We start from the raw sequence: 26,332 nt of genomic DNA, 5'->3' as shown, positions 1-26,332 counted from the left end.
AGCGCAAAATCAATATTGATTGACCAGCAGTTGTTGCAACGTTTGCTCGGGCTGTTGTTGGCGCTGGCGCTCAAGCGAAAGCAACAGGCTACACAAATGGGCTTCCTCGGCAATGCTAATGCTCAGGCGATTGTGGGTCAGGTGAAACAGGGCTGAAAGCGCTGCATAGCTTGAAAAGGCCAATTCTTGCTGCTGATCACGTTTGATCACCGGCCCAGCATAGCGGCGCAAATCCTCTAGCCCTGCCTGCACGACAGCATGCAACGCTTCGGGCAATAAACTTAATCGTTCCGCCAAAGGCCGTTGATGAAAGCGCCAATTGCGCTCCAGCGATTGCGCCACCAAGGCATCGGATTGTTGAATAAACTCGCCTGGAAATTCGAAATAATCGACCCACGTTTGGCGCAAGCGTTCGAGCAAGCGGCTAATTTCGATGCTTTGCAAAAACCCAGCATGCAGCAACTCATCCAAAAAGATGCGGCTGAAGATTTTGCGCGTCACCAAATCGGTTGTGTGCGGAATCACGTCGAGCGTGCTGCGGGCAATCGCAGTTTGCAAGGCATAGTAATGGCGCAAATCTTCGAGCGAATCGTGATCGCGGCCAATCGCCAAGTCGTGGCTAATTTCCAGCTCAACTGAGCCAGGTTGAGCCAAGGCACTCACATCAGTATCAAGTCCCAATTTACGATTGAGAATCGCAGCTTGAGCCGAAAGCGGCTGAGCCTCGCCACACAGCTCAGGGTTTTGGGTAAAATAAGCAGCAAAGCGCTCGCGAATTAAGGGAACTGCAAATTCACGCAAGACCTGTTCATCAGCAAAGCAGGCGATTCGCAGCTGGTAGCCGCCTTCAGAAAAGCGCAACCACGTAATAAACTCAATCTGTTCGCGCAATTGGTCGAACAGCGGAGTCCAGGCTTCGGCCAGCAAACGATCAGCTCGTGGATCATATGGCTCGTCGACTCGCTCTGGGCTATAGTAAATTTTGCCATTCAGCACGGCGAAACTCATTGGTCACCTCCCCGATTGAACTCAACCTGAAATTCAATCACATATGGTTGTTGATCGATGTCAAACCACTGCTGCTGCGGGCTGGGCAACATTTCTTCGAGGGTCAAACTCACTTGATCATCCGCAATTACATGGCGCAACATCTGAATGCTGAAATAATTTTCAAAATCCAGCGCAAGTGGCTTATGATTCGTCCACATATTGAGATGCTTGCTGCTGAGTGGGCGTTGGATGCGCACAAAAACTTCGCTTGGCAAGCCAGCTTGTTCGGCCCAGCTATACCAATTGAAAAAGCTCAGAAATTCGTCGTTGGCAACGCTGCTCGGAATTGCGGCGCTTGGCACATTCCAGCTTTCGCGTTGCAAAACCAAGCGGCCAATTCGCAGCCGAGGCGTATGGCTGATTGCATTCGCTGGGTGTTTGCGCGAAACAAGAGTTTGCTCGCGTGGGCGCAATTGCTCCATGTGATAGCTGCTGGGGCTGAGTTGGGCCAGCACCCGTTGCAAAATTGGCAACGAAACCATGTGTAAAAAGCCCATGTAGAGCGGCAAAAGCTCTTGCTGGCTGCCATCGGCGGCGCGGCCATAGACTCGCAATTGATCAGCAACCGGATCGTGGGCAAGGCGCAAATCGCCAACGCCATGCTGCGTGGTTTGGCTGCGGTAGGTTGGCTCGTCGGGCGGCACAATCACGTTGGCAGTGAATGGCACATGCACTTGAGCGTTGTGTTCGAGCACCGAAACGATTTCGGCTGGCAGTGCTTGGCTGGCTTGGGATTGCAATGGTTGCCACGCCGATTGAACATAGGTTTGCCAGCTTGGCGCAGGCAAGAGGCTCAAATAGCGGGTCAGAAAACGGCCAAAGCCAGGCAAGGTGTAATTCAAGGCCAGCAAATAATCGCCTTGCTCAAGCGCTGCTTGGCTACTGGCGGCAACCTGAAACTGAATGCTGGTTGAGCCATAATGATTATGTTGACCAAAATCAGCCGCCAACTGCCAAAAAACCTCGGGATCAAGCACCACCTCACGCGATTCAGGTGCGGCATCGAGCGTTTGATGCAAAAACTGGCCGTAGCGACGTTGGCGCTGCTGAATCGCGCTAATGCGCGGCATCGGCAGCTCGGCTGTGTTGGAAGAAAGCCGATTGTATTCAGGCGCAAAGCCCAAGAGTGCATCGGTCTGGCCGCCTTCGCCAAAGGCATGGGTAAAAATATCGAGCAGCCAACTTTGCGACGGGCCACGGCCATCGCGCTGGAATCCACACTCCAAAACGGGAGCCAAATCGCTGGCCAAGGTGTTGAGCAATGGCTGGCCCAAGTGAACGGCCAGATCATCCCAGACCACATCTTCGACGATCAACTGGCCAAGTTGGCTGCTGGTTTGATGTGCTTCGGGAGCAAATGCCAGAATTTGATCGATGGTTTGGCGCAGCTGTTGCTCAAGCTGCCAGCGCTGGGCAACCGTAGCATGAGCATAATGCTGGGCTGCTTCAGCAACAGTTTGCAATAATTCGCGCACCTGGCCAGCCTCAGCAGTAGGAATATGAGCTAATTGCTCAACCAAAGCCAACAACGGGTCTTGATAATCCGAAGGTAAATCCAAATCGTAAAACAATAAGCCGCTGCTAATGAGTTGATTGAGGGTTTGGCTCAATTTGGCGGGGTTGAGCGCTGGATGCTGGGTTTGCAGCAGCTCAGTCAGATCTGCGTAGCCCCATTGTTGCTGCGCGCCAAAGGCTGCCAAGACGCTATCGAGCAAGGCCGAACGCTTGCCGCGGCGTTGCCACGAGGCAAAAAATTGATTGGGATCGTCAAGTTGTTGGCGCAGCCGCGAGAACACCAAATCCTCGCCATCCACAAAGCTGCTGGGATTCAAGCGCAACGGCAGGTAGGCATTGATTGCTGGCACGCGCACGAGCGCTTTGCGAATTGCCCCAACCGCCGAGCGCCGCAGTTGGCTGACCGCCCGTGCTTGTGGCGTTTGGCCTGCAATCGCGATTGGTTGGGCCAAATTAGGCTCAGCAGAGCCAAGCACCAAGGGGCCGAAATGGCTGAATGGGCTGGTTTTGCTGGCCATGCGCATCAGATATTGGTATGCGCCGACTTCAGTTTTGCGTTCGCGGCTGCGCAATTGGCTGGGATCGGCGTTGATATAGCGCGGCAAGCTGCTAGCCAAGCTTGAGCTAGCCACTTGCACCGCCTTTTGAAACGCAGGCTGGGCATAGCTTTGTTGCAACAAACGGCGTTTGGCTTGGAGTTCTTGGTCGAAGGTGCGGCGAGCTTCGCGCCAAGCCCGTTGCACTTGCTGCAAACTGCGGCGAAAGCGCAAGACTTGGCCACGCAAACTGGGATGCTCGAAGCCGCGCAAACTGGCAACATCGCTGAGCAACGGCAAGCGACGATTGAAAATATCGCGTTTCAAGGCCACCAAACTGCTTTTGAGCGGGCCTTGGGTGGTTCCGATCAACTCGTAAAGCAGATCAACCAGCGCCTGGGTATGGTTATCGAGCCAGCGTTGTTGGCGCAAAATTGCTTGAAAAAGCGCGATTGTGCGTTCGAATTTGAGCTGGTGTAGCTGGTCGTAGCTGGTTCCGCCTACGCGCACCAACACCGGCGAAGCAGGCTGCCAACTTGGGCGAGCCGCTTGCTCAGCGGCAATCACGATGCTTGATTGATACAAATCAGTCATGGCCAAGCTCCTTATAGCGCAGCGGCGTACATTCGCACAATTGTCAGGCCATAGCTGGCAAAATGCAGCCCGAGGTTGGCGACAAAGAAAATCGTCCAGATCAACGAAACCAGCGCATACAGGTTATAGGCCCATTGCCAGCGTCCAGTTTGTTGCTCGCCAAGCGGGTCGATCAGCGGCGCACGGCCAAACCAAGCACGAACCTTGTTGCCGATGTTGCGCACGGTGCGTTGGCGCAAATTGGGCTGCTCCAGCAGATTAGTCATAATCCAATAGCCATCCATCCGCGAGACAAAGGGGTTGAGATTGATCAGAAAGAGCAAGGCCGGAATGCCACTGTAGGCCAAAGCAATCGCATACATCAAGCTATCGCTCGGCAACAACCAGAGCAAACTGGCAATCACGCCAAACCAGAGCGCATCGACCAACGGGCCAGCCGCCGCCACCGAAGCCCGTTTATATTTGCTTGGCACACGGTAAATATCGCTGGTATCGGTGAAGAAAATTGGAATAAACCACCAGAGCAAGCCCATGCCAAAGCCTGCTGGCTTGGCTCCCGCCATTTTGCAGGCAACGGCGTGGGCCAATTCGTGGGTTGCAATCTCGGCCAAAAATAGCCCAAAGATCCAGAAAATCAGCTGTTTGTTGGCATCAGGGTGGGCCAACATCAAGGGCGAAACCAAAATAACGCCTTTGGCAATGATGTAGCTCAAACCAACGCCTAATAAGCCAACAATCAACAACCAAGTGGCAGGATTCCACCACCAGCGCCGCCAAGCAACCACTCGATCAATCACCCCATCGCCACGAATCAGCGTCCAATACAAACCGCTGCGGCGACCCAAACGTGGCGCATCAGCAGAATCGGGCGTGGTATTGGCCCAAGTTTCATGTACCAGCAAACGGTGGCGGGCACATAAATCGCAAAAATGGCGAATCTTTTCGAGGCTCACGGCAATGCCATAGCGTTGCTGCAACTCAGTTTGGAGCTGCTCGATTGAGCGCTGGCCATTGAGCAATTCGAGAATTCGCACGCCAATCACATTGGTGCGCAAAAACGACGACGATGCGGCGCGACCAACCACATATTGGTTGGTTTGCTGCTCGCTGAAGGGCGAAACATGCACATCATCAACAACTTGCGGGCGATATTCTGGGCTGGCCTCAAGCGCAGCAAAGTCGTTCAGGGTTAGGGCTGGGTTAGTCATGGGTTTGCTCCTTGTGGGGATAGCCAACAGCAAAACCGATTAGGCAGTGAGTTTGATAGCTATCAAAACCCAGCCAACGAGCGAGTTGTCCTTGAATTAAGCTACCGGTCGCGCAACCAATCATGCCGACGCGCTGCGCTGCAACATACAAACGCTGCAATTGTGCGCCTGCATCAAGCAAGGCCTGGCGATAGCCGCGATCACCAGCTTGGTTGATTGCGTTGGGCAGCGAAGTCAGCACCAAGACAATCACTGACGCTTGCAAAAATTCGCGCTGGAAACAATAGCGCTGCAATGGCTCCTGCGGATCGGCGATACGCAGCACGGCCAATTGATGGGCATTTGGATTGTAGGCATAGCCACCCAACGCCAAATCGTCCGACTGCAAAACTAACGGCGCAAGCAAACTTAATGGCTTGGTTGCTGGATTAATCGGGCGGCTGGCATGCTCCAAAAAGGTTGCCAAATCGGCCAGATTAATCGGGCGCTCAGCATATTCGCGCAGGCTTTGGCGTTGATCGATCAATTGCTGATAGCTCAATTGGGTTGGGTAGGCCGCTGGCAGGCCGATTTTGGCCTTGGCTTCAAACAAATCGTGCCACCAGTTGCTCGCTGCTTGGCTAGGCTCAGGCAGCGGATTACCGCGTTGCAGGCTCGTCCATTCGTGCATGTAGGAACTGGCACTCACGCCAGCGCCAAAGAAATGTTCGCTCATTGCAGCACCTCGGCATTGGGCGCAACCAGCCGCAGCACTAGCAACGGGGTTTCGCTTGGGCTATAGACCTGAAGAACATCGCGCAATTCTTGATCGTAGAAGAGGCTGATTTGCTCGACCTGCCAGCCTGCCGCGCCTGCCAACAATTCAATTGCTTGGGCGGCAGCGCCACAATCGTAGAGCGCCAAACGATAGGATTTTGCGCCATATTTGGCTTCGACGCGGCCAATTGCCGCCGTCAGCACCAACAAGCCCAAGGTTTGCGCATCCAAGGGATCGGCAGGAAAAACCTTGGCAACTTCGTCCCAGCTGAAACTTGGTCGAATCGCTTCCAGCGTGGCTTCATGCTGGTTGAGGTGATAGATTCCTGTCGCCAACCCGTTGAGTTTGTGGTTGAGCAGATAGACGGTTTGCGAGGCCATATTGCCGCCCGATGGCACAAAACGCTGGCCAGCGCCAATTGTTTGGCTGGAGGGCTTGCGCACAAATGCTTGCTCAAGCAACCAAGCCAAGGGTGCAATCGAAGCCTGAACCGGCAGTTGCACACCAATATCAACCACTGCATCAGGTTGCCATTGGCCTTGCAATTGGCTGAGGGCATGGCGTTGAACATTGGTGTAGCCCTTGGCTCCGCTGACAATCGCCAGCGCATTTTTCGGCGCATAATGTTGTTGATGGGCCTTGGGGAAAATCGCATAGCTACGTTCATCGGTGTTGGCGTGATACCACAGCGGCAAATTCTCAAAATGGCCAGCGCCAACCAACAGATCGCGCGGCGCATCAAGATTCGGTTGGCCGCACACTGGGCAATGCACCAAACGATGCACCGATTGAGCGACAAACTCCAGCGAAACTGGGTCGAGCAGATAGCGCACGCCGCCGGTAATAATCGGGCTTAAGCCAGAGATCAGGTTGCCAATCACAAGGCTAGCTTGACTTAATGCCAATTGTTCGTTGAGGCTCAAGGGCGCATTTGGCTCGCTCAAGTCTGGCGTGTTGCTCTCAACCGCTTCGGCGCAGGCATAACAACCAGCTTCATGGGCAAAAGTGGTTGGGCCAAGTTCAATATGCTGTGGGTGCAGCCACAAGCGGGTAAAGCGGCTTTGGGCCTGAATTGCCCGTTGGTTGAGGGCTTGGGTCAACTCAGTTTGGGCAGTGCTGGTCAGCAAACAAATCAGGCCATCGTTATGTTGAGCCAACCAATGATCAACTGCCTCAAGCAAACCATCGGCAGCTGGCACCTGTAGCTCAAGCTCCAAATGCGGCAGGGCGTAGGTGGTGGTTGGCACAACATTCGCCAACCAGGTTGCCCGCCCCAAGCCAGCCTGGGCCAATTGATGCAGCAACGGCGCAACCAAGCGTTCGCCGCCAAGCAAGAGCAACGGTGTTGATTGCAAGCGTTGCAGCACTTCATAGCGATTGCGACAAATGCGAGTTTGGTCGACAAAGCGGCTGTAGAAGGCCAATTGTTGGCTGAAGGCCCGCGCTACCTGCGGATCAAGCGTGTTGCCTGGCAAGGGGCCTTCTTCGAGCACACCCTGCACATGTAACAGCTGCAAGGTATCGTCAATCGTGGCCGGCTTGAATTGGGCCAAGCGTTCGCCAATTGTTTCGCGGCTGTTGAGGCCATTCAGCAAGGGCAATAATTGCGGCAGCAGATTGCGCACCGCTTTGCCACGCAAAACCACATCGTGCGGCCCGCCCAGCAACAACAACAATTGCTCGTTGTACCAAACGCGGGCAATTTCATCGGAGATGCGCGGGCGGGTCGGCATTTGCACCTGCGGATCGCTCTGCAAATGGCTGTGTAAATCAAATGCTTGGGTCATAATGCCACCTCGCGAGCTTGCAAGGCCAAGTTAGTCACAACCTGGGCTAACTGATCGCGGCCAATCCAGGTTGTATGTTGCTGGCCGCCACAGGCTGGGCAATTTTCAAATGGCTCGACATGGTTGCGGCTCACGCCAAGATTGAACGTGTCCCATTGGATTTCGCGGCCAAGCGCCAAGGGTGGTTGTTGGCCAAGCAATAAACGCTCGATTTCGGCCAAGCCATAGCTCGCCGCCAAGTTTGTGAGCGCGGCGATTGAAGGTTGAAACAACGCTTGTTGCTGTTGGCGCAAAAAGCCATCGCGGGCCTGCCACACATCGCTGCGGGTTTCGCACGAGCGCAAGCGAGCTTGATAGCAGGCATAACAGGCGGTGTGCTCGGGCAAAATCGTCGGCCCCAGCGTAATTTGCGCACCCCACAAACTGAGTGCAGTCCATGGCGTTGCTGCGCGCAAACTGGCTTGATTGAGCGCATCGGCAAGTGCTGGATAAGGCCGCTGCGTAATCAGCGCTGCGGCATGATAGCGACTGAGCAGCAAGCCCAAGCCACTGGCCGCAAAAGGCCGTGCCAAAAGCTGAATTGGATAGCTGCTGGTCATTTGGCGAATCTGCTGCGAAATTTGGCCATGATCGGCGCTCGACACAGCGGCAACCGTCACCAAAGCCAAGGGCAGTTGCCCCAAGCGGGCGAGTAGTGCTTGCGCCATGACTGCATCGGTTACCAGCAGCAAGCGGGCCGAGCGCGTTTCGTGCAAACCTTGGGCAAACAGCCATTGCTGATGGGTTGCCACAAGTGTTGAATAAAGCTGATCCATTGGGCAATCCTTTCAAACTAGGCAAATGGCTGCGGCCAGTGGTTCAAATCGGCTTCGGCCAAAACGGGGTAGCCCATGCGCTCTGGCACGCTATACAAACGTGGCGTTGCCAAAAAGCGCGCATTATAGTTACAACTGAAGGGCATCAACTGCGGCGCAATCACTTTGATCGTATACAAACCAACTTCGCGCAAGGCTGGCAAGGTCAAATCGACCACAATCAGCTCTAGCCCAGCCCGCCGAAAAATATCGATCAGGCGTTTGGCTTCGACTGCTGGATCAGGATGATCGAGCCGTGGCAGTTGATCGAGGCTGCGCCAGCTGGTTTGTTCAAATAAGAAATCAAAGGCGGGTGCGGTTGCTGCATCTGCATAGTAGGCAGCGCCATCGCTCAAGCGAATGAAGCTGCGATAATCGTTGGGATTGAAGGGCAACGGCTGGCTCAAGGAGTGCTCGATGCCAATTCGCGAGGCTGCCGATTCGTCGAGCACTTTGCTGGGCAAGGTAGCTGGATTGGTGCGGGTGGCCGACATCACCATTGTGCGCAAGCGACCATGGGGCGCAACTTGCACCGCATACATCGTTGCAACCCCGAGATCGGTGGTTGCATCAAAAAAATAGCTCTGAATATTTGCAGCTTGCACCCGACTCAAGCGTTCTTGGAAGGCTGGATCTTGCACGTCGCTCAAATCAACTTGGGGCAAGGCCAATTTTTGCCACCAGGCAATGCTCAAGGCATCGCGTTCGATTGCTTCGCCAATGCCGGTTACAATCGCTTGTTCGTAGCTGGCGGCGAGTGCCGTGCCCGTCGAAATTGAGGTCGTAAACGTTTCGCCAGCATATTCTGGCTGCATCCCAACATAGACCGCGATGGCAGGCACATACATCGGCTGGCCCGAAATCAGCGAGTAGCCTTCGACCCAGCGCATGCGTTCGCGGTTGCTCGGCGGAGTCGTGGGATTGGCGGGGTTGCGATATTCAGCATCGGTGCAGCGCGGAAACAATTCTAAATCAACGGCTTCGATGCCAAGCTCTTGACGGGTGGCCACTTCGAAGGTTTGATGAGCATGCTTGACATTGCAATAGCGTTCGAGCGCTTCACAGTACGATTTGGCCTTGGCCCATTCGCGTTCCAAAAACACACCCGTGCCAGCTGGTGGCTCGCTCATGGCAAGCTCGGCACAATGCACATTGGTGTTGAAGACTGGAATCGCTGGATTGCCAGGCGTGCGCGGCAGTTCGGTCGCAGTGCCCAAGATGCCCGTGCGTGGATTCACCAACGGCGCAACCCTGGTCAAAATATCATCAATTGATAAAAACGTCTTTGACATGAGTACACTCCGTTAAGCAGATGCTTGATGCAGCTGCTGTAGCGAATCAATGGGATAGCTGCGAAACGATGAACAGCGCAAGCACAACGGGTCGCGAGGCAAGCGACCTATTTGGCTGCTACCATCGGCCCGAATGACCAGCATACGCGCGGCAAGTTGGGCTAACTGGCTGTTGAGCCAGCGAGCGGCGGTTTGCCAAGCTGGCAGCGCCAGCAGATAATCGTTGGTTGCGGGAGTTGGAAAAAGCGCGCTATAGCGTTGAAAACAATCAACGCAGCAATAATCATCAGCGCCAAACAATGGCCCGATCCGCAAGCTGCGAGCAAATGGTTGTAGCACGACCACCGGCAATGGAGTTGTGGCGACGAACGAGCGTAGGCGATCAACGTCCTCAGCCTGGTTGCCGCTGATCCACAACCAGCTTGCTGGGCGTTGGGTCGCCGCTTTGTGGTTGAAGCTCACGCCTAGGTCGGCGAGTTGTTCAAAGAGCGCGGCGTTTGAGGTCGATGCATTCGCGGGCAAAAATCCATCCATCGTCATACTCCATTAATCAGTCAAGGCCCCAGACCCTTGCGGTAGCCGGAGCCTGTGCTGAATAGTCATACTTCCACCATTGAATTAGGGAAGGTGCAAGCAGCAGAAGCAGATTTCTGCTGCCTGGCTCCCTTACACCACACTATTGAACTTCGGCAGCCGCCGTGCAGAAGGTGCTGACGGTACAGAGCGAGCCGGAAGTGCTGATTGAACCCAGCGATGAGATACAAGCAGCGGCGACGTTGGTTACATGCTCTTCCAATTCATCAGCAAACAATTCGGCTTCGTCGGCGGTCACTTCAGCATCGATCAAGTTTTTTACATCTGACATGGGTGTAATCCTCACAATGTAGCTAAGAGAGCCAGGCTTATTGAACTTCGGCGGCGGCGGTACAGAAGGTGCTGACGGTGCAGAGCGAGCCGGAGGTGCTGATTGAACCCAGCGATGAGATACAAGCAGCGGCGACATTGGTTACATGCTCTTCCAGTTCATCAGCAAACAATTCGGCTTCGTCGGCGGTCACTTCGGCATCGATCAAGTTTTTTACATCTGCCATTGCGGTATTCCTCACTATCTAATGCAAGATCAAAATTATTGAACTTCGGCGGCGGCGGTACAGAAGGTGCTGACGGTGCAGAGCGAGCCGGATGTGCTGATTGAACCCAGCGATGAGATACAGGCAGCAGCGACGTTGGTTACATGTTCTTCCAATTCATCGGCAAACAATTCGGCTTCGTCGGCGGTCACTTCGGCATCGATCAAGTTTTTTACATCTGCCATTGCGGTATTCCTCACTATCTAATGCAAGATCAAAATTATTGAACTTCGGCGGCGGCGGTGCAGAAGGTGCTGACGGTACAGAGCGAACCTGAGGTGCTGATTGAACCCAGCGATGAGATACAAGCAGCAGCGACATTGGTTACATGCTCTTCCAGTTCATCAGCAAACAATTCGGCTTCGTCAGCGGTCACTTCGGCATCGATCAAGTTTTTTACATCTGACATAGCGGCAATCCTCACAAGCTAGATTTGGCGATTCAGAACTATTGAACTTCGGCGGCGGCGGTACAGAAGGTGCTGACGGTACAGAGCGAACCTGAGGTGCTGATTGAACCCAGCGATGAGATACAAGCAGCAGCGACGTTGGTTACATGCTCTTCCAGTTCATCAGCAAACAATTCGGCTTCGTCGGCGGTCACTTCAGCATCGATCAAGTTTTTTACATCTGCCATTGGGTGGTGCTCCTAGTGGGCTAAGCTCTGTTTATCAGTGTTTGTCAGCGTTGGGTGCGCACCTCGTTGTTGACAGGGCTATTACACCACAACGCCATGGCCCAAACTATCTGGCCAACGATAGTTAAACCGATATAAGAGCGATATATCGGCTATCGCTCATCATTAAAAAATATTAAATAAGCTTTGATTGAATTAAAATGTTATAGCGAAATTCGTTCGAGGCGTTTGCGAATGCGCTCGGCTGCGCTAACATTGCCCAACATGAGGTAGATGTCGATTAAGCGTTGGTAAGTTGGCTCGTGATATGGATCGTAGCTTAATAAACGTTCGGCGTAGGGGATGGCCTCGGCAGTTGGGCCATAGGCCAACAATAATTCCAGATATTCGCTGGTTGCGCTGACAAATTGGGTCAAGGCTTGCTCGCGCCAATCGAGCACCCATTCTGCATAGGCCAGATCGCTGAGCAAATCGTCCTGATAGATCGCCAAGGCTGTTTGATAGGCGTGTAACGCGGCGGGCATGGCTCCTTGCTGGCGATGCTGGGCCGCAGTTTGCAGCAAACTCTGAAATTGGGCATAATCGGTGGTAATCGTGGCTTGCGGATTGAGGCGCAAGCCAGCAGCTTCGCTCAAAATAAAGGCCGAATTAGCGCCGCCGCTGCGTTCTGGCTCCAGCACATGCAGCAAGGCGTTGAGCGTTACGCGCAAGGCACCATCAGCTGCTTGCGGTGCAAGCTCGGGCCAAAGCTGCTCAATCACCGCTTCGCGGCTAATAATTCGCGGGCGTTGCAGCAGCAACAACGCCAATAATTGGCGCGCCTTTTCGCGTGCCCACTCATTAGCATCAACCAACTCCGAACCACGCCACAGCTGTAAACTACCAAAAAGCTGAATTTTGAGCGCATACGCTGGGCGTTGGCGAATGCTGGTCAAGCTTTGTTGGGCAATTTTGCGCTGTTGGGTCGAAGCTTGTTTGACCACCTCCAACAAGCGTTCAATGCTTGCCGCCGAGCCATACAAGCCCAAAAGTTGTAGCAGCGCGCTTTGTTGCTCGGGCAACTCGGCATACAATTTCCAGCACATCGCCTCCAAGGCTACACGATCACGCTCGGCTAGAAATTGGGCAATCCGCTGGGGCGCAATCCCCGTGCGCAAGCCTAATTCAACCAGCAACGTCGTCAAGATTAATGGCGTGGCGTTCATATGGCGATCGCCATCAGTCAAATAATCGCGCCAAATTGTGGTGGCTTCGCCAATTAATTGGGTGCTTGGCTGCAATTGCCAGCGGCTAGCAAGCTGCACGAGGCCAGCTCGCAAGCGCAAAATTGGCGATTGCGCTGCTTCAATCATCGGCTTGGCACGCTCCAAGGCCGCCAACGCGCGCCGATATTCGCCACAGCAAAACCATGCCTGGGCCAACATCAACCACATGCGCGGATCAGCGCCATACAACGCATCATCGCGAATCAGGCCGCGCTCGCTGCTGGTTGCATCGTGCTGAGCAAGCTTCACTTCGCCTAAACTGGCCCAAGCAAACGCCCGCAAGGCCAACAACCGATTCCGCATAATCGAGGGCAATGGCTCATCGCTTGGCTGCAATAATTGTTGAATCAAGCGCTCGGTCGTTGGCCGATCGGCCTCAAGCAAAGCTAGCCCAAGCTTGGTTCCACGGGTTTGCAAACGAGTCAAACGCACGCCATAGCGCTCGCTCAGCCTACTGGCCTGCTCAGCCAAATCTTGGGCAAGCAACCGATCTTCAGGGGTCGAACGGCTCATCAAACAGGTTGCCAAGAGATCCAACAAGCTCATACGCATGGCTGGCTCGGCTTGCACTTGCGGATGTTGCAACCACGCTTCGATCCATTGAATGCCTTCATTCGGCAAGGTCAAAATCGTATACAAGCCGCCGACAACACACGCAGCCACCCACCGCCAAAAGAAGGGCAATTCGCTGTGGGCCAAACTTTGGGCCGTTGCCAAGGCCTTGAGATAGCGCCCACGCTTGATCTGAAACAGCAATAAGGGAAATTTCAATAAATCACGGCGTTGGCGATACCAAACAAAACTTTTGAGGCTAAAACTTTCGCGGGCAGCAGCAAACAAGGCTTGCTCGTCGCCCTGCCAAAAATAGATTAAACATTGTTCGCCAACCACCTGAAAAGCCTCGGCGTAGCGTTGCTCAGCCCGATAGGCTTGGGCGGCCAAGGCCAACGTTTGAGCCGCCAACACCGGATCGTGTTCACGCAAGGCCAAGCCATGCACATGCAATAATTCGCCACTTTGGCGCTCGTTGGCTGGCAATTGTTGCAACCATTGCAAAACTGGCTGCTGCTGGGCCAACAACGTCAAACCAGCCTGTTTAAGCCGCGCGGCGACCTTTGACCATTGGCCCAAACGACACCAGAGATCAAGAGCCGCTTCATAATGCCCCTGTTGATCAAACCACGTTGCCGCTTGAGTCAACAATTGCTCGGCTTCGGCCAACGGCTCTTGGCGTACAACCTCCAACCAAAACGGCTCAAAGCGCCACCAATCAGCGTGGTCGGGCACAACAAACAGGTTATATTGCCAGATACTCGCTGGATCAGGCACGGCCATCGCTGTTAGCACTGCTTGATTGAAAAATGGCAACAGGGCAGCAAATTGGGCGGTTCGGCGCACAGGAGCGGGCAATTGAGCCAGCACATCTTGCGCCAAAAAAGCGCCAATCGTGCCTTGATAGCTATGTGGCAACGCCCGCCATAAACGCAAACCAGCGGGCCAGCCATTGGTTGCTTGCCATGCAGCATCACGTTGGCTAGAATTTTGGCTTGGCAACAGTTGGGCAACTTCCGCCGCGCTAAATCGTAATTCAGCAGCATTGAGTTGGCGATATTGACCGCGCGCCGCCAAACTAGCCCAATCAAGCTGCGGCAATTGGCGGCTACTTATCACCAGATGCACGTTGGTTGGGGCAAAACGCAGCACTTCTTGCAACAACTGCCAAGCGCTGGCCTGCAACTGTTGGCAATCATCAAGCACCAAAGCAATGCGCCGCGGAGCCAAAGTTGCCCAGCAATCAAACAAATCGGCCAAGCTATTGATGGGCTTAATCAGCGGAAAACGGCCTGTGGTCAGATTAATCAGCAGGCGCTGAAGTTGCTCGGCCTCGGTTGGGATATTCAAGCCATACCACAAACAATCGCCGCCAAGCGTTTGCTGCATCCACTGGGCCAGAATTGTGGTTTTGCCATAGCCAGCCGCCGCCACAACCACAGTTAAACGGCATGTCCAACACGCCTCCAATTGGGCTTGAAGGCGTGGGCGTTCGATCAAATCGTCATTCAGTTGCGGATAATCACGTGTATGCTGCACAATTTCCAGTGTAGCATAAAAGCCAGCTTACTCCTCACGTAGCACATGCAACGGTCGTCGATGAGCAGGTCGCCAAGCAACCGCCAATGCGGTCAACAAGGCAAGGCCAATCGAACAACCAAAAATCAACAAGCCAGGCATGAAATCAAGCCCCATTTTGGCTTTTGGCTGGAGCGTGTTGAGCACAACAATTGCAATCCACACCGCCAGCATCCCAAAGCTGCCAGCAATTAAGCCAATCAAACTATATTCCATGCTGATGCTGCGCAGTAAATTGCTGGTGCTATAGCCAACCGCCTTGAAAATGCCCATTTCGCGGCGGCGCTCAAATAAGGCCAAACCAACCGCATTCGCAATCAGCACCACGCCCGCTACAAAGGCCAAGCTAGCCACTGCTATCGCAAACATGCCCAGCGATTTATAGAGCATTTGCGTCGCGTTATACAAGTCGACTTCGTTATAGACAAAGGCCTGGGGCAACGCTTGATTAACCGTGCTAGTTACCGCGCTCAATTGATTAATCGGCAAATTCAGGATATAGATTGAACTACCGCGCTTGACGGGAAGTTGTTGCAGCGCTGCTGGACTGATCACAATTGGGCTTGATGCTTGACTACCGGTGGCATCATAGCGGCCAACCAAACGCAGCTTCTGATTTGAGCCAATGACTGCAAATTCGCTGCCAAGTGGAATATCGCTGAAAAACCACGTTTCAAACATCATCTCATCAACGCCAGCTTGCCATTCGCCCTCAGTCAATTGCAGATCAGCAAGTTGATCACGACTGCGAGCAGCAGCCTGAATCGGCCCATCTTCGCTATCAGGCAAGGCAATGGTAACTTCGAGCATGCGAATTGGCTCAAGCGCTGGTTGTTGCAGTTGCGGTAACATTGCCGCCACCTGCGGCTCGTCGCTTGGGGCAGTAATCATCCACAAGGCCCGCGTAAGATCAGTGTTGGGGTCAGCCCGCAGATCAAGCTGTTTTTTGACCGTTAGCAAGGCAGTTGCCGAAAAGCCAATCGTAAATACGCCAATTGCTAAGGCGATAATTGCAAACGTTGCTCGTTGGCCGTTGCGCTGCATATTGCGGCTGGCCAAACGCAGCCAATAACCAGGCAATGGTATTTTGGCAACCAACCACAAAATGCCCTGAAACAGCCAATTAAGCAAGGCCAAACCAACCAGCGCGCCAACAAACACGATCATTCCAGCCCCAAATGAACCCATGCTGATGCTGGCAACCAAGGCAAACATTGCGCCCAAACCAGCATACAAAGCACCCATAGCGCGGCGAGTGGTTGGGTTCACCTCAATTGGGCCAGTGCGCAACAACGAACCAGGCCGCACAGCATTAGCCTTAACAATCGCCACCATGCCAAAAATCAAGGTTGTCGCGATGCCCAAGCCCACTGCCGCCGCCAAAATGCGCCAATCAACCACCGTTGGCAACATAAAGGCACTGGTGCGTTCAAACAAACTAGTTAATTGATCGCCAATCAACACGGCGGCAAGCGCTCCAAAAATACTGCCAATTAAGCCAAGCAAGGTCGTTTCCAAGCCAAACAAGAGCAGCAATTGTGGGCCTCGGTAGCCCAAGGTTTTAAGGATGGCAATTTCGTTGCGGCGACGAGCCAACACAACTTGCATCGTGTTTGCCACCCCAATCCCGCTGACAATCAAGCCTAACACGCCAGCACCGCGCAAGGTCATGTTGAAAAAGTCAGCTGTCTCTGATGGCTCACTGCTAACCACTGAAACTAACCAACCTGCTTGCTCCAAGGCGGCAACTTGCGCGCCACGCTGGCCCCAAACCACCCGCACCGAATTCAAAGTAGCTTCGCCATCCAAGGTATTCGCAGTTTCAAGGCTGAAAAATAAACTATCGGCGTTCATATTCGGCACTCGATCAACGAAGCCAACCAATTTGAGCCGTTTGGGAATTGTCCCTTGTTCAAGCAGCATCACCAACTCTTGACCAAGCTCCAAATCGTGCTGCTTGGCCAAAACCTCACTCAGCACAACCGCATCGGGCTGCTTGAAGAGGTCAGTCATGGTGGCGTTGGCTGGCTCGCTTACATGCAACTCACCCAATAATGGATAGGTTGCGGGATCGATTCCATAACCTATGCCACTAAAAATCACATGATCGCCGCCAGCAGGCTTAAGCATACTCGGCAGAATCGCCGAATAGACCACATAATCGCCAATCACGCCAGTTTGCTTGAGCTGCTCAAGTTGGGCTTGTTGCTCAGGGCCAATCGGGCCGTCGGGCCAATTGAGCGAGGCATCGCCGCCAGCGCTGACTCGATTTTCAACAAAGCTTCGATTAATTGCCGTGGATAAACTTTGCATCGCACCAAGCGACATCACGCCAAAAGCGATACAGATAATTGCCAGCACGGTGCGCTGACCGCCTAAACGCAACGAGCGCCAAGCATAATTAAACGCAAATCGCAGCCCCATCTACTCAGCCCTCGCGCTATCGTGGCGAATCTGGCCATCGACGAGGTACAGTTGGCGATCAGCCCGCGCTGCCACATCGCGATCGTGGGTCACCATCACAATCGTAATATTTAGTTGGCGGCGTAGATCGGCAAATAAGTCCAGAATTTGCTTGCTGGTAGCACTATCCAAGTTGCCAGTTGGCTCATCGGCAATCAGCAACTGTGGCGTTGTGACCAAAGCGCGGGCAATTGCAACCCGTTGTTGCTGGCCGCCAGAAAGCTGGGCAGGCCGATGATCACGCCGATCGCCAAGGCCCACCAATTCGAGCATCGCCTTGGCGCGTTGGCTAATATCGCTGCGATTGCGATGCACAAATAATGGAGCTTCAACATTTTCTTGGGCGGTCATGGTTGGAATCAAATTAAATGCTTGAAACACAACCCCAATCGTTTGATTACGCAAACGGGCCAATTGTGGCTCGCCCATCTTAGTAATATCGACATCATTCAAGCGCACATGGCCATGGCTCGGCGTATCAAGGCCCGCCAAAATGCCCAGCAAGGTCGATTTACCAGAGCCTGAAGGGCCAGTTAATGCGACCCACGAACCACGCGCAATTTCCAACGAAATATTGTTCAAAATCGTCAAGTTAGTTGTGCCGAGTTGAACAATATGCGACACATCGCGCATTAAGGCTACAGGTGCAGTAGCCGAAGTTGGTGCAAGCATGAAAATTCCTTAAAAAGAACATAGAGCAAAGAACATAGAACATAGACATTGGGGATCGGAGTTTAGCGCAGAGGAAGGAAGTAAGGCTCTGGGCTGGTGGCTAGCGAAACATTTGGTAGGATGGTACTAATTCCAATAGCCTATAGCCTTTTTACTCCCCAGTCCCCAACAACCGATCCCTCGTTACTAGGCAGCTTGGAGCTGAGCTTGGCGAGCTAGTTCGGCCAAGGCTTGGGCAATCGTTTCTGGCTGTTCGAGGCGGGCAACTGCATGCGCCCCTAGATCGAGCCAAAGTTGGTGTTCGTTGCGTGAGCCGTTGCTCAAAACCAAGCTAGCAGGGCAGCTTAGCCATTGATTTAAACTTTTGAGCGCTGCCAAGGGATTAATATTCAACATGGCTGCATCAATAATCACGACATCGGGCTGAAGGTTTGGCAACAAGTGCAACGCCTCAGCATGGGTAATATCGGCAACTAATTCATAGGCTGGGTTGGCTGAAATTAAGCTATGCAGCAGTGCGCGACGACTGGCGATGCTGATTGTGGCAATAGTTAAGTGTTGCATAAAGCCTCCTTGTGATTGGCTTTAGCATAGGTCTCAAGTGTTACCGGAGTATCACGAAGGTGTCGCAAAATTGTCGCAAAGCCCGCGCTTGACACAAGGCGCAAGCATGGCTATTATTTGAGCAATCGCAAATGACGTTGAACAAGATGAGTAAATTATTGGTTCCCGCCAGAGATTGGGTGTCGGCGGCTGAAAGCACCCTCGGTTGAGCAATAATTGAACGTGGCTTGGAAGTCGATCAACTGAATTTCAGTAAGTTGGTTCGGGTGCGCCCGTTATCGCGCTCATGAGTGATGTTGCTGCGGCAACATAATCAAGGTGGTACCACGAGTTTCCTCTCGTCCTTGTTGGGCGTGGGGTTTTTGTTTTTAGCGGCAACCATTCAATGAGGGAATGTGATGGAAGCAACCAATTGGCAACATGCAGTTGCCCAAGCCTTAGACCAAAATGATCATCAGCGCGCCAAACAGCTGCTGGCTGGGGTTATTCGCCAAAATCCTCAAGAACGTGAGGCTTGGCGCATTCTAGCCACCATCGTGACTGATCCGGCCCAACAGGCCGAATGTTTGCGCCGCATTGCCGCAATTGATGCAGCAGCGCCAGCAATCACGCCCTTGGCAAAACAACCAAGCGCCGAGCCAATGCCAAGCCCTGAGCGCCGCATCTTGTCGATCGCCAAAAAGACCATCCCGCTGGCCGATGCACAGCCTACGTCGCAGCTAGCACCCAGTGCTGGGCAAGCCATGCAGGCCAATAGCAAAAAGACAATCCCGCTGGCCGATGCTCAACCTACGCCGCAGCTGGCAGCAAGCGATATTAAAACAACGCCGCTGTTTTCAGTGCAGCCAACGACCGAGCTTGTGCCAAACACTTATAACGCGGATCTGCCAACCTTGCGCTTGAGTCCGCCAACAACGGCCAAGCAGTCGCGTTCGTTGCCCAAAACGCTGATGCTGCTTGGGGCAAGTTTATGTGGCATTGGGCTGTTGATTTTGCTGGGCCTGCAACTTTGGCCTTTATTGCAGGCAAGCGACAAATCTGCTGCCAATGCAGAGCCGCAGCAAGTTGAAGTTGCGCTAAATATTGTGCGTTCAGGCGTTGGCCAAACGCCAATGACCGATCAGGCAATGGTCTATTTTGAAATTGAGAATCCCAGCGATCAAGCGTTATACAACGTTCCCTACACGATGACTTTAACCAGTCAATCAAATAAAGTGCTGAAAAATACCAATACGATTGAATTGTTGCTACCTAAGCAAAAAATCGTCGTGACCGATGGCGTATTTACCGGAATGAAATTTCGCGCCAAAAGCGTCGAAATTAGCCTAGGCAAGGGCTATCCAATCGAAATTACGCAACCAGCCCCACAAATTAAAGTCAAGCTATCAAATACGATTGATCTGATTCACTTTGGGCGCTTACAAGAAAGTTTTGGCAAAGAATATCAAGCCTATCCAGTTAATCCAATTGCAATCAATAGTGATGTAATTACTGCAACCAGTATTTCGCTGTTGATTTACGATGCTCAAGATACTGTTATTGGCGCTGGTTCAGGCTATATCGATCGCATTACAAATAACGCTAGTTTAAACATGAACCAGCGTGGCGAAACTATTATTTATCCAATTATTTGGGGCAAGACTGCAATCGATCGGGTAGAAGTTACACCAGCATTTAGCTTAGCAACCTTTAATCAAAAGCCACCAATCAAACCAAAAAAGGTGGAATTAGATCAAATGTGGCTTGGCGAATATATTCCAGCGGTTGATCCACCACAGCATATTTTTGGCACAACTGAATATCCATCATTGCCGCCAACTTCTGGCTATCATGCGCCAGCGCCAGCTCAATGGGGGCGTTACGATGATTTTGTGAGTGATGAGGCAATGGTGCATAACTTAGAACATGGCGCGGTGTTGATTTTTTATAATCCGCAATTAATTACACCAATGGAGCTTGCGCAATTAGAAGCGACTTTTGACAATCTTTATCGCCGCGATCATCATACAATTTTGCAAAAACGCTTTGATTTGGATGCTACGGTAGCAATGACCGCCTGGGAATATCGTTTGATGCTGCGCGATAATGCAAATCTCGATGCAGTTAATACATTTTTCAGCGAGCATATTGCTCGTGGCCCAGAATGCGTAAACTTACGCTGTCCTAATTAATTTCTAGTTTGAGGTTTGAACCATGACGTTAAATGAGCATTTAGAACGGGCTTTAGCTGGAGCCGATCTCGGCCAAGCCTACGAAGCCGCTAAGGTCGAGGAGCATCTGTACAAATGGTGGGAATCGGCGGGCTATTTCAAGCCAACCGAGGCCAATGGCAAAGATCCGTTTGTGATTGCGATTCCGCCGCCCAACGTGACTGGCGTGCTGCACACTGGCCACGGCTTGACCAACACCATCGAGGATATTTTGACCCGCTGGCATCGGATGCTCGGCCAACCAACTTTGTGGGTTCCTGGCACCGACCACGCTGGCATCGCCACCCAAAACGTGGTTGAAAAGCAACTGGCGAAGGTTGGCAAAACCCGTCACGACCTTGGTCGCGAGGATTTTCTCGATGCAGTCTGGGAATGGAAGGGTCGTTCGCACTCAACAATCACCAGCCAAATTCGCCGCCTTGGTTCGTCGGTCGATTGGCAGCGCGAACGCTTTACGCTCGATGAAGGCTTGTCGCAAGCAGTCGTCGTGGCCTTCAAGCGCTTGTACGACGATGGCTTGATCTATCGCGGCACGCGCTTGGTCAACTGGTGTCCGCGCTGTCTCTCGGCAATCTCCGATTTGGAAGTGGTCTATCGCGATGAGCAAGAGCAAGGCAATTTGTGGCATATTCGCTATAAAGTTGCCAGTGATCTGAACGATACCGAATGGCGCATCAGCGAAGGCGATCAATCGATTACGATTGCCACAACTCGCCCAGAAACCTTGCTCGCCGACGTGGCGGTAGCCGTGCATCCCGACGATGAGCGCTACGCCGATTTGGTGGGCAAATTTGTGGTGCTGCCAGCCTTGGGTCGCCAAATTCCCATTATCGCTGACACCTATGTTGAGCGCGAGTTTGGCACTGGGGCGCTCAAAATTACCCCAGGCCACGATCCAAATGACTATATCGTTGGCCAACGCCATAGCTTGCCAATTCTCAATATGCTGAATCTTGATGCAACGATCAATGCTGAAGGTGGCAGCTATGCAGGCCTCGACCGCTTTGAGGCGCGCAAGCGCTTGGTCGCCGATTTGACCGAAACTGGCAATTTGGTCGAAACCAAGCCCCACTTGATGAAGATTGGCCGCTGCGAGCGCTGCGATACGATTGTCGAGCCGTTGATCAGCACCCAATGGTTTGTTAAAACGCAACCCTTGGCCGAGCCTGCCATGGCTGCCGTGCGCGAAGGTCGCACCAAAATCGTGCCCGAACGCTTCAACAAAATCTATTTCCATTGGATGGAAAACATTCAGGATTGGTGTATTAGCCGCCAACTCTGGTGGGGCCATCGAATTCCGGTGTGGTACGGCCCCGATAACCAGATGTTTGTTGAGTTGAACGCTGCCGATGCCATGGCTGCCGCGACCGCACATTATGGTCAAGTTGTTGACCTGCGCCAAGACGAAGATGTGCTGGATACGTGGTTCTCATCGGGTTTGTGGCCATTCAGTATTTTGGGCTGGCCCGACGTTGAAAATCCCGATTTCAAGCAATTTTACCCAAACACGTTGCTCGAAACTGGCTACGATATTCTGTTTTTCTGGGTCGCGCGCATGATGATGTTGGGCCTGTATCTCACCGGCAAAGAGCCATTCGAATGGGTCTACTTGCACGGGTTGGTGCGCGATGAACATGGCCGCAAAATGTCGAAGTCGTTGGGCAATCAGGTCGATCCGCTTGATTTGATTGATCAATATGGCACCGATGCGTTGCGCTTTACCTTCGCCACCTCATCAACGCCAGGCCAAGATTTTGCCTTGCAACCAACTCGTTTGGATTCAGCGCGTTCGTTTGCTAACAAAATTTGGAATGCAACCCGCTTTGTGATTTCAAAATTAGGCGATTTGCCACGCACTGCCGAGAGCAAAATTAGCGCCGAGAGCTTGAATGCTGAAGCCTACACCGTGGCTGACCGCTGGATTCTCTCGCGGTTCAATCGCTTGGCGGGCGATGTTGAGCGATTGATGAATAGTTTCAATTTGGGCGAAGCTGGCCGCCAAATCCAAACCTTCTTCTGGGATGAATTTGCTGATTGGTACATTGAAACTGCCAAAATTCAAATTGATACTGGCGACGAGCAGCAGCAATTGCGCACCCGCCAAACGCTTTACACCCTTTTAGAAGGAACCTTGCGCTTGCTGCACCCATTTATGCCGTTTGTCAGCGAGGCTGCTTGGCAAAAACTGCATAACAGCGAGCAAACCACGCCAACTCCAGCCGCCTTGATTATCGCCGAGTATCCGTTGATCGATTCAGCAATGCTCAACGAGCAAGCAGAACGTGATTGGGAATTGGTTCAAAACATCATTCGTGGCGTGCGCAACGTGCGTACCGAAACCAGCGTGGAAGCAGTCAAATGGATCGAAGCCTTAATCGCTGGCGGCTCTGCAAGCGCCATGCTCAACGAACAAGCTGCGATCATCAGCCGTCTAGCGCGGATCGCTCCCGATAAATTAATCATCAGCGAAAGCTTGAGCGAGCGCCCAGAAAAAGCCACCAGTTTGGTTATTTCGCCAGCAGAAGTGGTCTTGCCTTTGGCGGGCATGGTCGATTTGGCCGCCGAACGCGAACGGCTCAACAAGGAGCTTGAACGGGTTGAGGCTGATGTCGAGCGCCGCCGCAGCAAGCTTTCTAACGAGAACTTCGTGGCCAAAGCTAAGCCCGAAGTTGTGCAAAAAGAGCGCGAAGCCTTGGCCGCCCAAGAGCTAGCCGCCACAACCTTGCGCGAACGTTTGGCGAGTTTCTAAACGAGGGGTCGGGGTTCAGGGGCTGGGGATCGGTTCGTCCGTCCCAGCCCCATTCATTTTGATCCACGAAGAGCACGAAGAGCACGAAGAATATAGAGCAGAGAACAGAGAGCGCATGAAGATTATTTTTCGCCACGAATTCCACGAATTGTTTTGATTATGTTTCTATAGCCAAAAGACATCAGCCTATAGCCTAATCCCTATGTTCTATGCTCTCTGTTCTATGTTCTGCTATAGCCCTAATTCGCGGCGCAAGGTTGCTTGCTGCTGCTCAAACTCAATCAGCAATTGTTGGCGCTGTTCGGCGGGCAAAAACGAGGCTTTGGCGCTTTGGAGCGCAACTTTGCAAATATCAGCAAGCGCAAAATCGAAGCGTTCGGCGGCTAGCAAATACTCGCCTGTCACACTGGTATTGAACAACACCGGATCATCGGAGTTGAGGGTGATTGGCAAACCAGCATCGAGCATCTGGCGCAGGGGGTGTTGCTCAAACGAGGCAACCACACCAGTGCGAATATTACTGGTCGGACAGACATCGAAGGTTATATCACCACGGCGGGCCAAAAATTCGGTCAATTCGCTATCTTCAAGCACCCGAAAGCCATGGCCAATCCGATCCACGCCGAGCATTTCAACCGCCCCGCGCACGCTATTGGCTCCGGCAACCTCGCCAGCGTGAGCCATCACATGTAGGCCCACCGCTTTGGCCAAGGCAAAAACTTCGACAAATGGCTCAGGTGGATAATTGGCCTCATCGCCGCCAATCGAAAAGGCCACCACGCCATACTTCATGCCAGCTTGGGCCAACTCGACCGCTCGCAACGCTTGATCAAGGCTAAACTGGCGGCCAAAATCGAAGGCAGGCCGACAAATAATGCCTGTCTCGCGCTCAGCACGGGCAAAACCAGCAGCAACACCACCAAGAATCTCATCGAAATCCATGTTGCGCTGCATGTGCTGAGCAGGCGAGAGCATGACTTCTGCATAACGTACCTGTTGCTGGGCCAAATCGATGGCCAACTCATAGGCAACCCGTTCAAAATCCTCGCCATGGATCAAACAACGGGCACAGGTGCGATAGACATCTAAAAAGCCCAAGAAATGTTCATATTGAAACATGCGCTCAACGCCCGCCAAATCGTTAGCAGGCAGGCTAATAGCATTTTTCGTCGCTAGCTCCAACAACGTTTTGGGGGTAATTGAGCCTTCGAGGTGAACGTGAAGCTCACATTTGGGCATGCGTCGAATAAATTCAGCAAGCGGCGAGTGCATGCAACAAACTCCTAGGCTCCCATACCCAATGCCTTAAGCCGTTCGGCGTTGTCGTAAGTAACCAGTGCGTCGATCAACCGATCTAGCGCGCCATCAAGCACAACAGGCAGGTTAGAGATGTTTTGGCCAATTCGATGATCGGTAATTCGGTCTTGTGGGTAGTTGTAGGTGCGCATTTTTTCGGCCCGTTCGCCGCTGCCAACTTGGGCCAAGCGTGATTCGCCAAGCTCTTTTTGGCGTTTTTCTTGTTCACGGGCATATAAGCGGGCGCGCAACACGTTCAAGGCACTTTCGCGATTCTTAATCTGCGAACGAGTATCTTGACAAACAACCACAATTTCATCTGGCGTGCCGGCTTTGTAGACGATCCGCACTGCCGAGTCGGTGGTGTTCACGCCTTGGCCGCCGTGACCGCCTGAGCGATACACGTCGATGCGATAATCTTCTTGCTTGATTTCAACCGCAGTTTCTTCAACCTCTGGCAAAACGGCCACGGTGATGGTGCTGGTGTGAATACGGCCCCGAGCTTCGGTTGCAGGCACGCGCTGAACGCGATGCACACCACCCTCGTATTTGAGGCGGCTCCACGCGCCTTGACCTTGTACTTCAAAAATAACTTCTTTGAAGCCGCCAATGCCGTTTTCACTCAACGACATAAGTTCGGTTTTCCAGCCCCGAGTTTCAGCGTAGCGTTGGTACATGCGGTACACATCGGCACTAAACAAGGCTGCTTCATCACCACCTTCGCCTTGGCGAATTTCGATGATCACGTTCTTTTCGTCGTTAGGGTCGCGAGGCAACAATAAAATGCGAACTTCGGCCCCGATTGCTTCCATGCGGGCTGATAGTTCTTCGATGTCCATTTGGGCCATTTCGCGCAACTCAGGATCGTTTTCCTCGCGCAGCATGGCTTTGGATTCTTCGAGCGCTTTTTCTGCCTGCAGAAACTCACGATAGCGGCCAACCAATTCGCCAAGTTCGGTTTGTTCGCGAGCCAAGGTGGTTAGGCGCACATGGTCGCTGAGCACATCTGGCTGCGTCATTTCATCATTGAGTTCGATATATCGCGCCTCGACACGAGCGAGACGAGCTAAAATTTCTGGTTCCATAGTTGTATGGATATTCCTTATCTTGGTGGTGTATCTGCGTCATTATAGCATACTGCTTTTAACAAAGAGCATAGAGCCTAGAGCATAGAACATAGGAGCGATTGATCCACGAAGAGCACAAAGAGCACGAAGAGAATGAGGTTATTGGCTTGTGGCTATTGGCTTTTAGCTTTTGGAACTAGGGTTATACCACTAAACGTTCCGATAGCCTATAGCCTATAGCCAAACATGCTCTGCGCCGCTACGTTAAACGATTGATCCACGAAGAGCACAAAGAACACGAAGAATATTTTTAGCCACAGATTCCACGAATTCCACGAATGATCATTGTTTGATGCAGATGTTGAGGATTAGCCTTCTGACTTCTGAACTTTGCTTTCATACTTCATCCCTCATCCTTCATCATTTCGTATGTTCTATGCTCTTTGCCCTCTGTTCTGACTTTTGACTTTTGCTTTTTGACTTTCCTTCATCCCTCATCCTTTCTTCTTATGTTCTATGTTCTTTGCTCTATGTTCTTAACTTCATCCTTCATCCTT

At 52.6% G+C, this 26,332-nt stretch carries 21 protein-coding genes and 1 other annotated feature; of the genes, 2 read left to right on the top strand and 19 right to left on the bottom strand.

Features of this window, described 5'->3' with window-relative positions; genetic code table 11:
* Positions 1–9: 9 nt before the first annotated feature.
* From JOD20_RS18950 to JOD20_RS18870, 17 genes are all read right to left on the bottom strand, one after another.
* Positions 10–1,008 carry a lantibiotic dehydratase C-terminal domain-containing protein gene (locus JOD20_RS18950; protein WP_204756778.1) on the bottom strand — a complete coding sequence of 333 codons (999 nt, stop codon included), beginning with the start codon at positions 1,006–1,008 and terminating at the stop codon, positions 10–12.
* The gene (locus JOD20_RS18945) at positions 1,005–3,695 is read right to left on the bottom strand and encodes a lantibiotic dehydratase (RefSeq protein WP_204756777.1); all 2,691 of its coding nucleotides are present in this window, start codon (positions 3,693–3,695) and stop codon (positions 1,005–1,007) included. The genes JOD20_RS18950 and JOD20_RS18945 overlap by 4 nt, the downstream gene beginning before the upstream one ends.
* A gap of 11 nt (positions 3,696–3,706) precedes the next feature.
* On the bottom strand, positions 3,707–4,903 hold the full coding sequence (locus JOD20_RS18940) for a hypothetical protein (protein ID WP_204756776.1): 1,197 nt from the start codon (positions 4,901–4,903) through the stop codon (positions 3,707–3,709).
* Entirely contained in the window at positions 4,896–5,618 is a 723-nt protein-coding gene (locus JOD20_RS18935) for a nitroreductase family protein (protein WP_204756775.1), read from the bottom strand. The genes JOD20_RS18940 and JOD20_RS18935 overlap by 8 nt, the downstream gene beginning before the upstream one ends.
* Positions 5,615–7,447: a nitroreductase family protein gene (locus JOD20_RS18930; protein ID WP_204756774.1), complete on the bottom strand. Its 1,833-nt coding sequence runs from the start codon at positions 7,445–7,447 to the stop codon at positions 5,615–5,617. The genes JOD20_RS18935 and JOD20_RS18930 overlap by 4 nt, the downstream gene beginning before the upstream one ends.
* Positions 7,444–8,262 (bottom strand): TOMM precursor leader peptide-binding protein, encoded by an 819-nt coding sequence (locus tag JOD20_RS18925; RefSeq protein WP_204756773.1) that lies wholly within the window; start codon positions 8,260–8,262, stop codon positions 7,444–7,446. Before JOD20_RS18925 ends, JOD20_RS18930 begins: the two co-directional genes overlap by 4 nt.
* 17 nt (positions 8,263–8,279) lie before the next feature.
* Positions 8,280–9,593 (bottom strand): YcaO-like family protein, encoded by a 1,314-nt coding sequence (locus JOD20_RS18920; protein ID WP_204756772.1) that lies wholly within the window; start codon positions 9,591–9,593, stop codon positions 8,280–8,282.
* A 12-nt stretch (positions 9,594–9,605) separates the two neighbouring features.
* Positions 9,606–10,127 (bottom strand): hypothetical protein, encoded by a 522-nt coding sequence (locus tag JOD20_RS18915; RefSeq protein WP_204756771.1) that lies wholly within the window; start codon positions 10,125–10,127, stop codon positions 9,606–9,608.
* Positions 10,128–10,269: 142 nt separating this feature from the next.
* Positions 10,270–10,458 carry a thiocillin family RiPP gene (locus JOD20_RS18910; RefSeq protein WP_204756770.1) on the bottom strand — a complete coding sequence of 63 codons (189 nt, stop codon included), beginning with the start codon at positions 10,456–10,458 and terminating at the stop codon, positions 10,270–10,272.
* Between the two features lie 37 nt (positions 10,459–10,495).
* Positions 10,496–10,684, bottom strand: a complete 189-nt coding sequence (locus JOD20_RS18905; RefSeq protein WP_204756769.1) for a thiocillin family RiPP — start codon at positions 10,682–10,684, stop codon at positions 10,496–10,498.
* Between the two features lie 35 nt (positions 10,685–10,719).
* Positions 10,720–10,908: a thiocillin family RiPP gene (locus tag JOD20_RS18900; protein ID WP_204756769.1), complete on the bottom strand. Its 189-nt coding sequence runs from the start codon at positions 10,906–10,908 to the stop codon at positions 10,720–10,722.
* Between the two features lie 35 nt (positions 10,909–10,943).
* Complete coding sequence (locus JOD20_RS18895) at positions 10,944–11,132, bottom strand: thiocillin family RiPP (protein WP_204756770.1); 189 nt, start codon at positions 11,130–11,132, stop codon at positions 10,944–10,946.
* Between the two features lie 38 nt (positions 11,133–11,170).
* Positions 11,171–11,359 (bottom strand): thiocillin family RiPP, encoded by a 189-nt coding sequence (locus JOD20_RS18890; RefSeq protein WP_204756769.1) that lies wholly within the window; start codon positions 11,357–11,359, stop codon positions 11,171–11,173.
* A 203-nt stretch (positions 11,360–11,562) separates the two neighbouring features.
* The gene (locus tag JOD20_RS26900; RefSeq protein ID WP_204756768.1) at positions 11,563–14,715 is read right to left on the bottom strand and encodes a BTAD domain-containing putative transcriptional regulator; all 3,153 of its coding nucleotides are present in this window, start codon (positions 14,713–14,715) and stop codon (positions 11,563–11,565) included.
* Between the two features lie 27 nt (positions 14,716–14,742).
* Positions 14,743–17,178: an ABC transporter permease gene (locus tag JOD20_RS18880; RefSeq protein ID WP_204756767.1), complete on the bottom strand. Its 2,436-nt coding sequence runs from the start codon at positions 17,176–17,178 to the stop codon at positions 14,743–14,745.
* Positions 17,179–17,889: an ABC transporter ATP-binding protein gene (locus JOD20_RS18875; protein WP_204756766.1), complete on the bottom strand. Its 711-nt coding sequence runs from the start codon at positions 17,887–17,889 to the stop codon at positions 17,179–17,181. It abuts the gene before it with no gap.
* 186 nt (positions 17,890–18,075) lie between these two features.
* Complete coding sequence (locus JOD20_RS18870; RefSeq protein ID WP_204756765.1) at positions 18,076–18,453, bottom strand: response regulator transcription factor; 378 nt, start codon at positions 18,451–18,453, stop codon at positions 18,076–18,078.
* Positions 18,454–18,581: 128 nt separating this feature from the next.
* Positions 18,582–18,802: a binding site (T-box leader), on the top strand.
* 49 nt (positions 18,803–18,851) lie between these two features.
* On the opposite strand from JOD20_RS18870, the gene JOD20_RS18865 reads away from it, so the two are divergent.
* Both JOD20_RS18865 and JOD20_RS18860 read left to right on the top strand, forming a co-directional pair.
* Positions 18,852–20,624, top strand: a complete 1,773-nt coding sequence (locus tag JOD20_RS18865; RefSeq protein WP_204756764.1) for a DUF3105 domain-containing protein — start codon at positions 18,852–18,854, stop codon at positions 20,622–20,624.
* A 22-nt stretch (positions 20,625–20,646) separates the two neighbouring features.
* Positions 20,647–23,412: a valine--tRNA ligase gene (locus JOD20_RS18860; protein ID WP_204756763.1), complete on the top strand. Its 2,766-nt coding sequence runs from the start codon at positions 20,647–20,649 to the stop codon at positions 23,410–23,412.
* 231 nt (positions 23,413–23,643) lie between these two features.
* On the opposite strand, the gene add is transcribed toward JOD20_RS18860, so the two are convergent.
* Both add and prfA read right to left on the bottom strand, forming a co-directional pair.
* Positions 23,644–24,684 (bottom strand): adenosine deaminase, encoded by a 1,041-nt coding sequence (gene add / locus JOD20_RS18855; RefSeq protein ID WP_204756762.1) that lies wholly within the window; start codon positions 24,682–24,684, stop codon positions 23,644–23,646.
* Between the two features lie 11 nt (positions 24,685–24,695).
* Positions 24,696–25,781 (bottom strand): peptide chain release factor 1, encoded by a 1,086-nt coding sequence (prfA, locus tag JOD20_RS18850; protein ID WP_382289435.1) that lies wholly within the window; start codon positions 25,779–25,781, stop codon positions 24,696–24,698.
* Positions 25,782–26,332 lie beyond the last annotated feature (551 nt).

Source organism: Herpetosiphon giganteus (assembly GCF_016907925.1).
In the GTDB taxonomy this organism is placed as follows: Bacteria; Chloroflexota; Chloroflexia; order Chloroflexales; family Herpetosiphonaceae; genus Herpetosiphon; species Herpetosiphon giganteus.
This window is presented reverse-complemented; position numbering and strand designations above follow the sequence as displayed.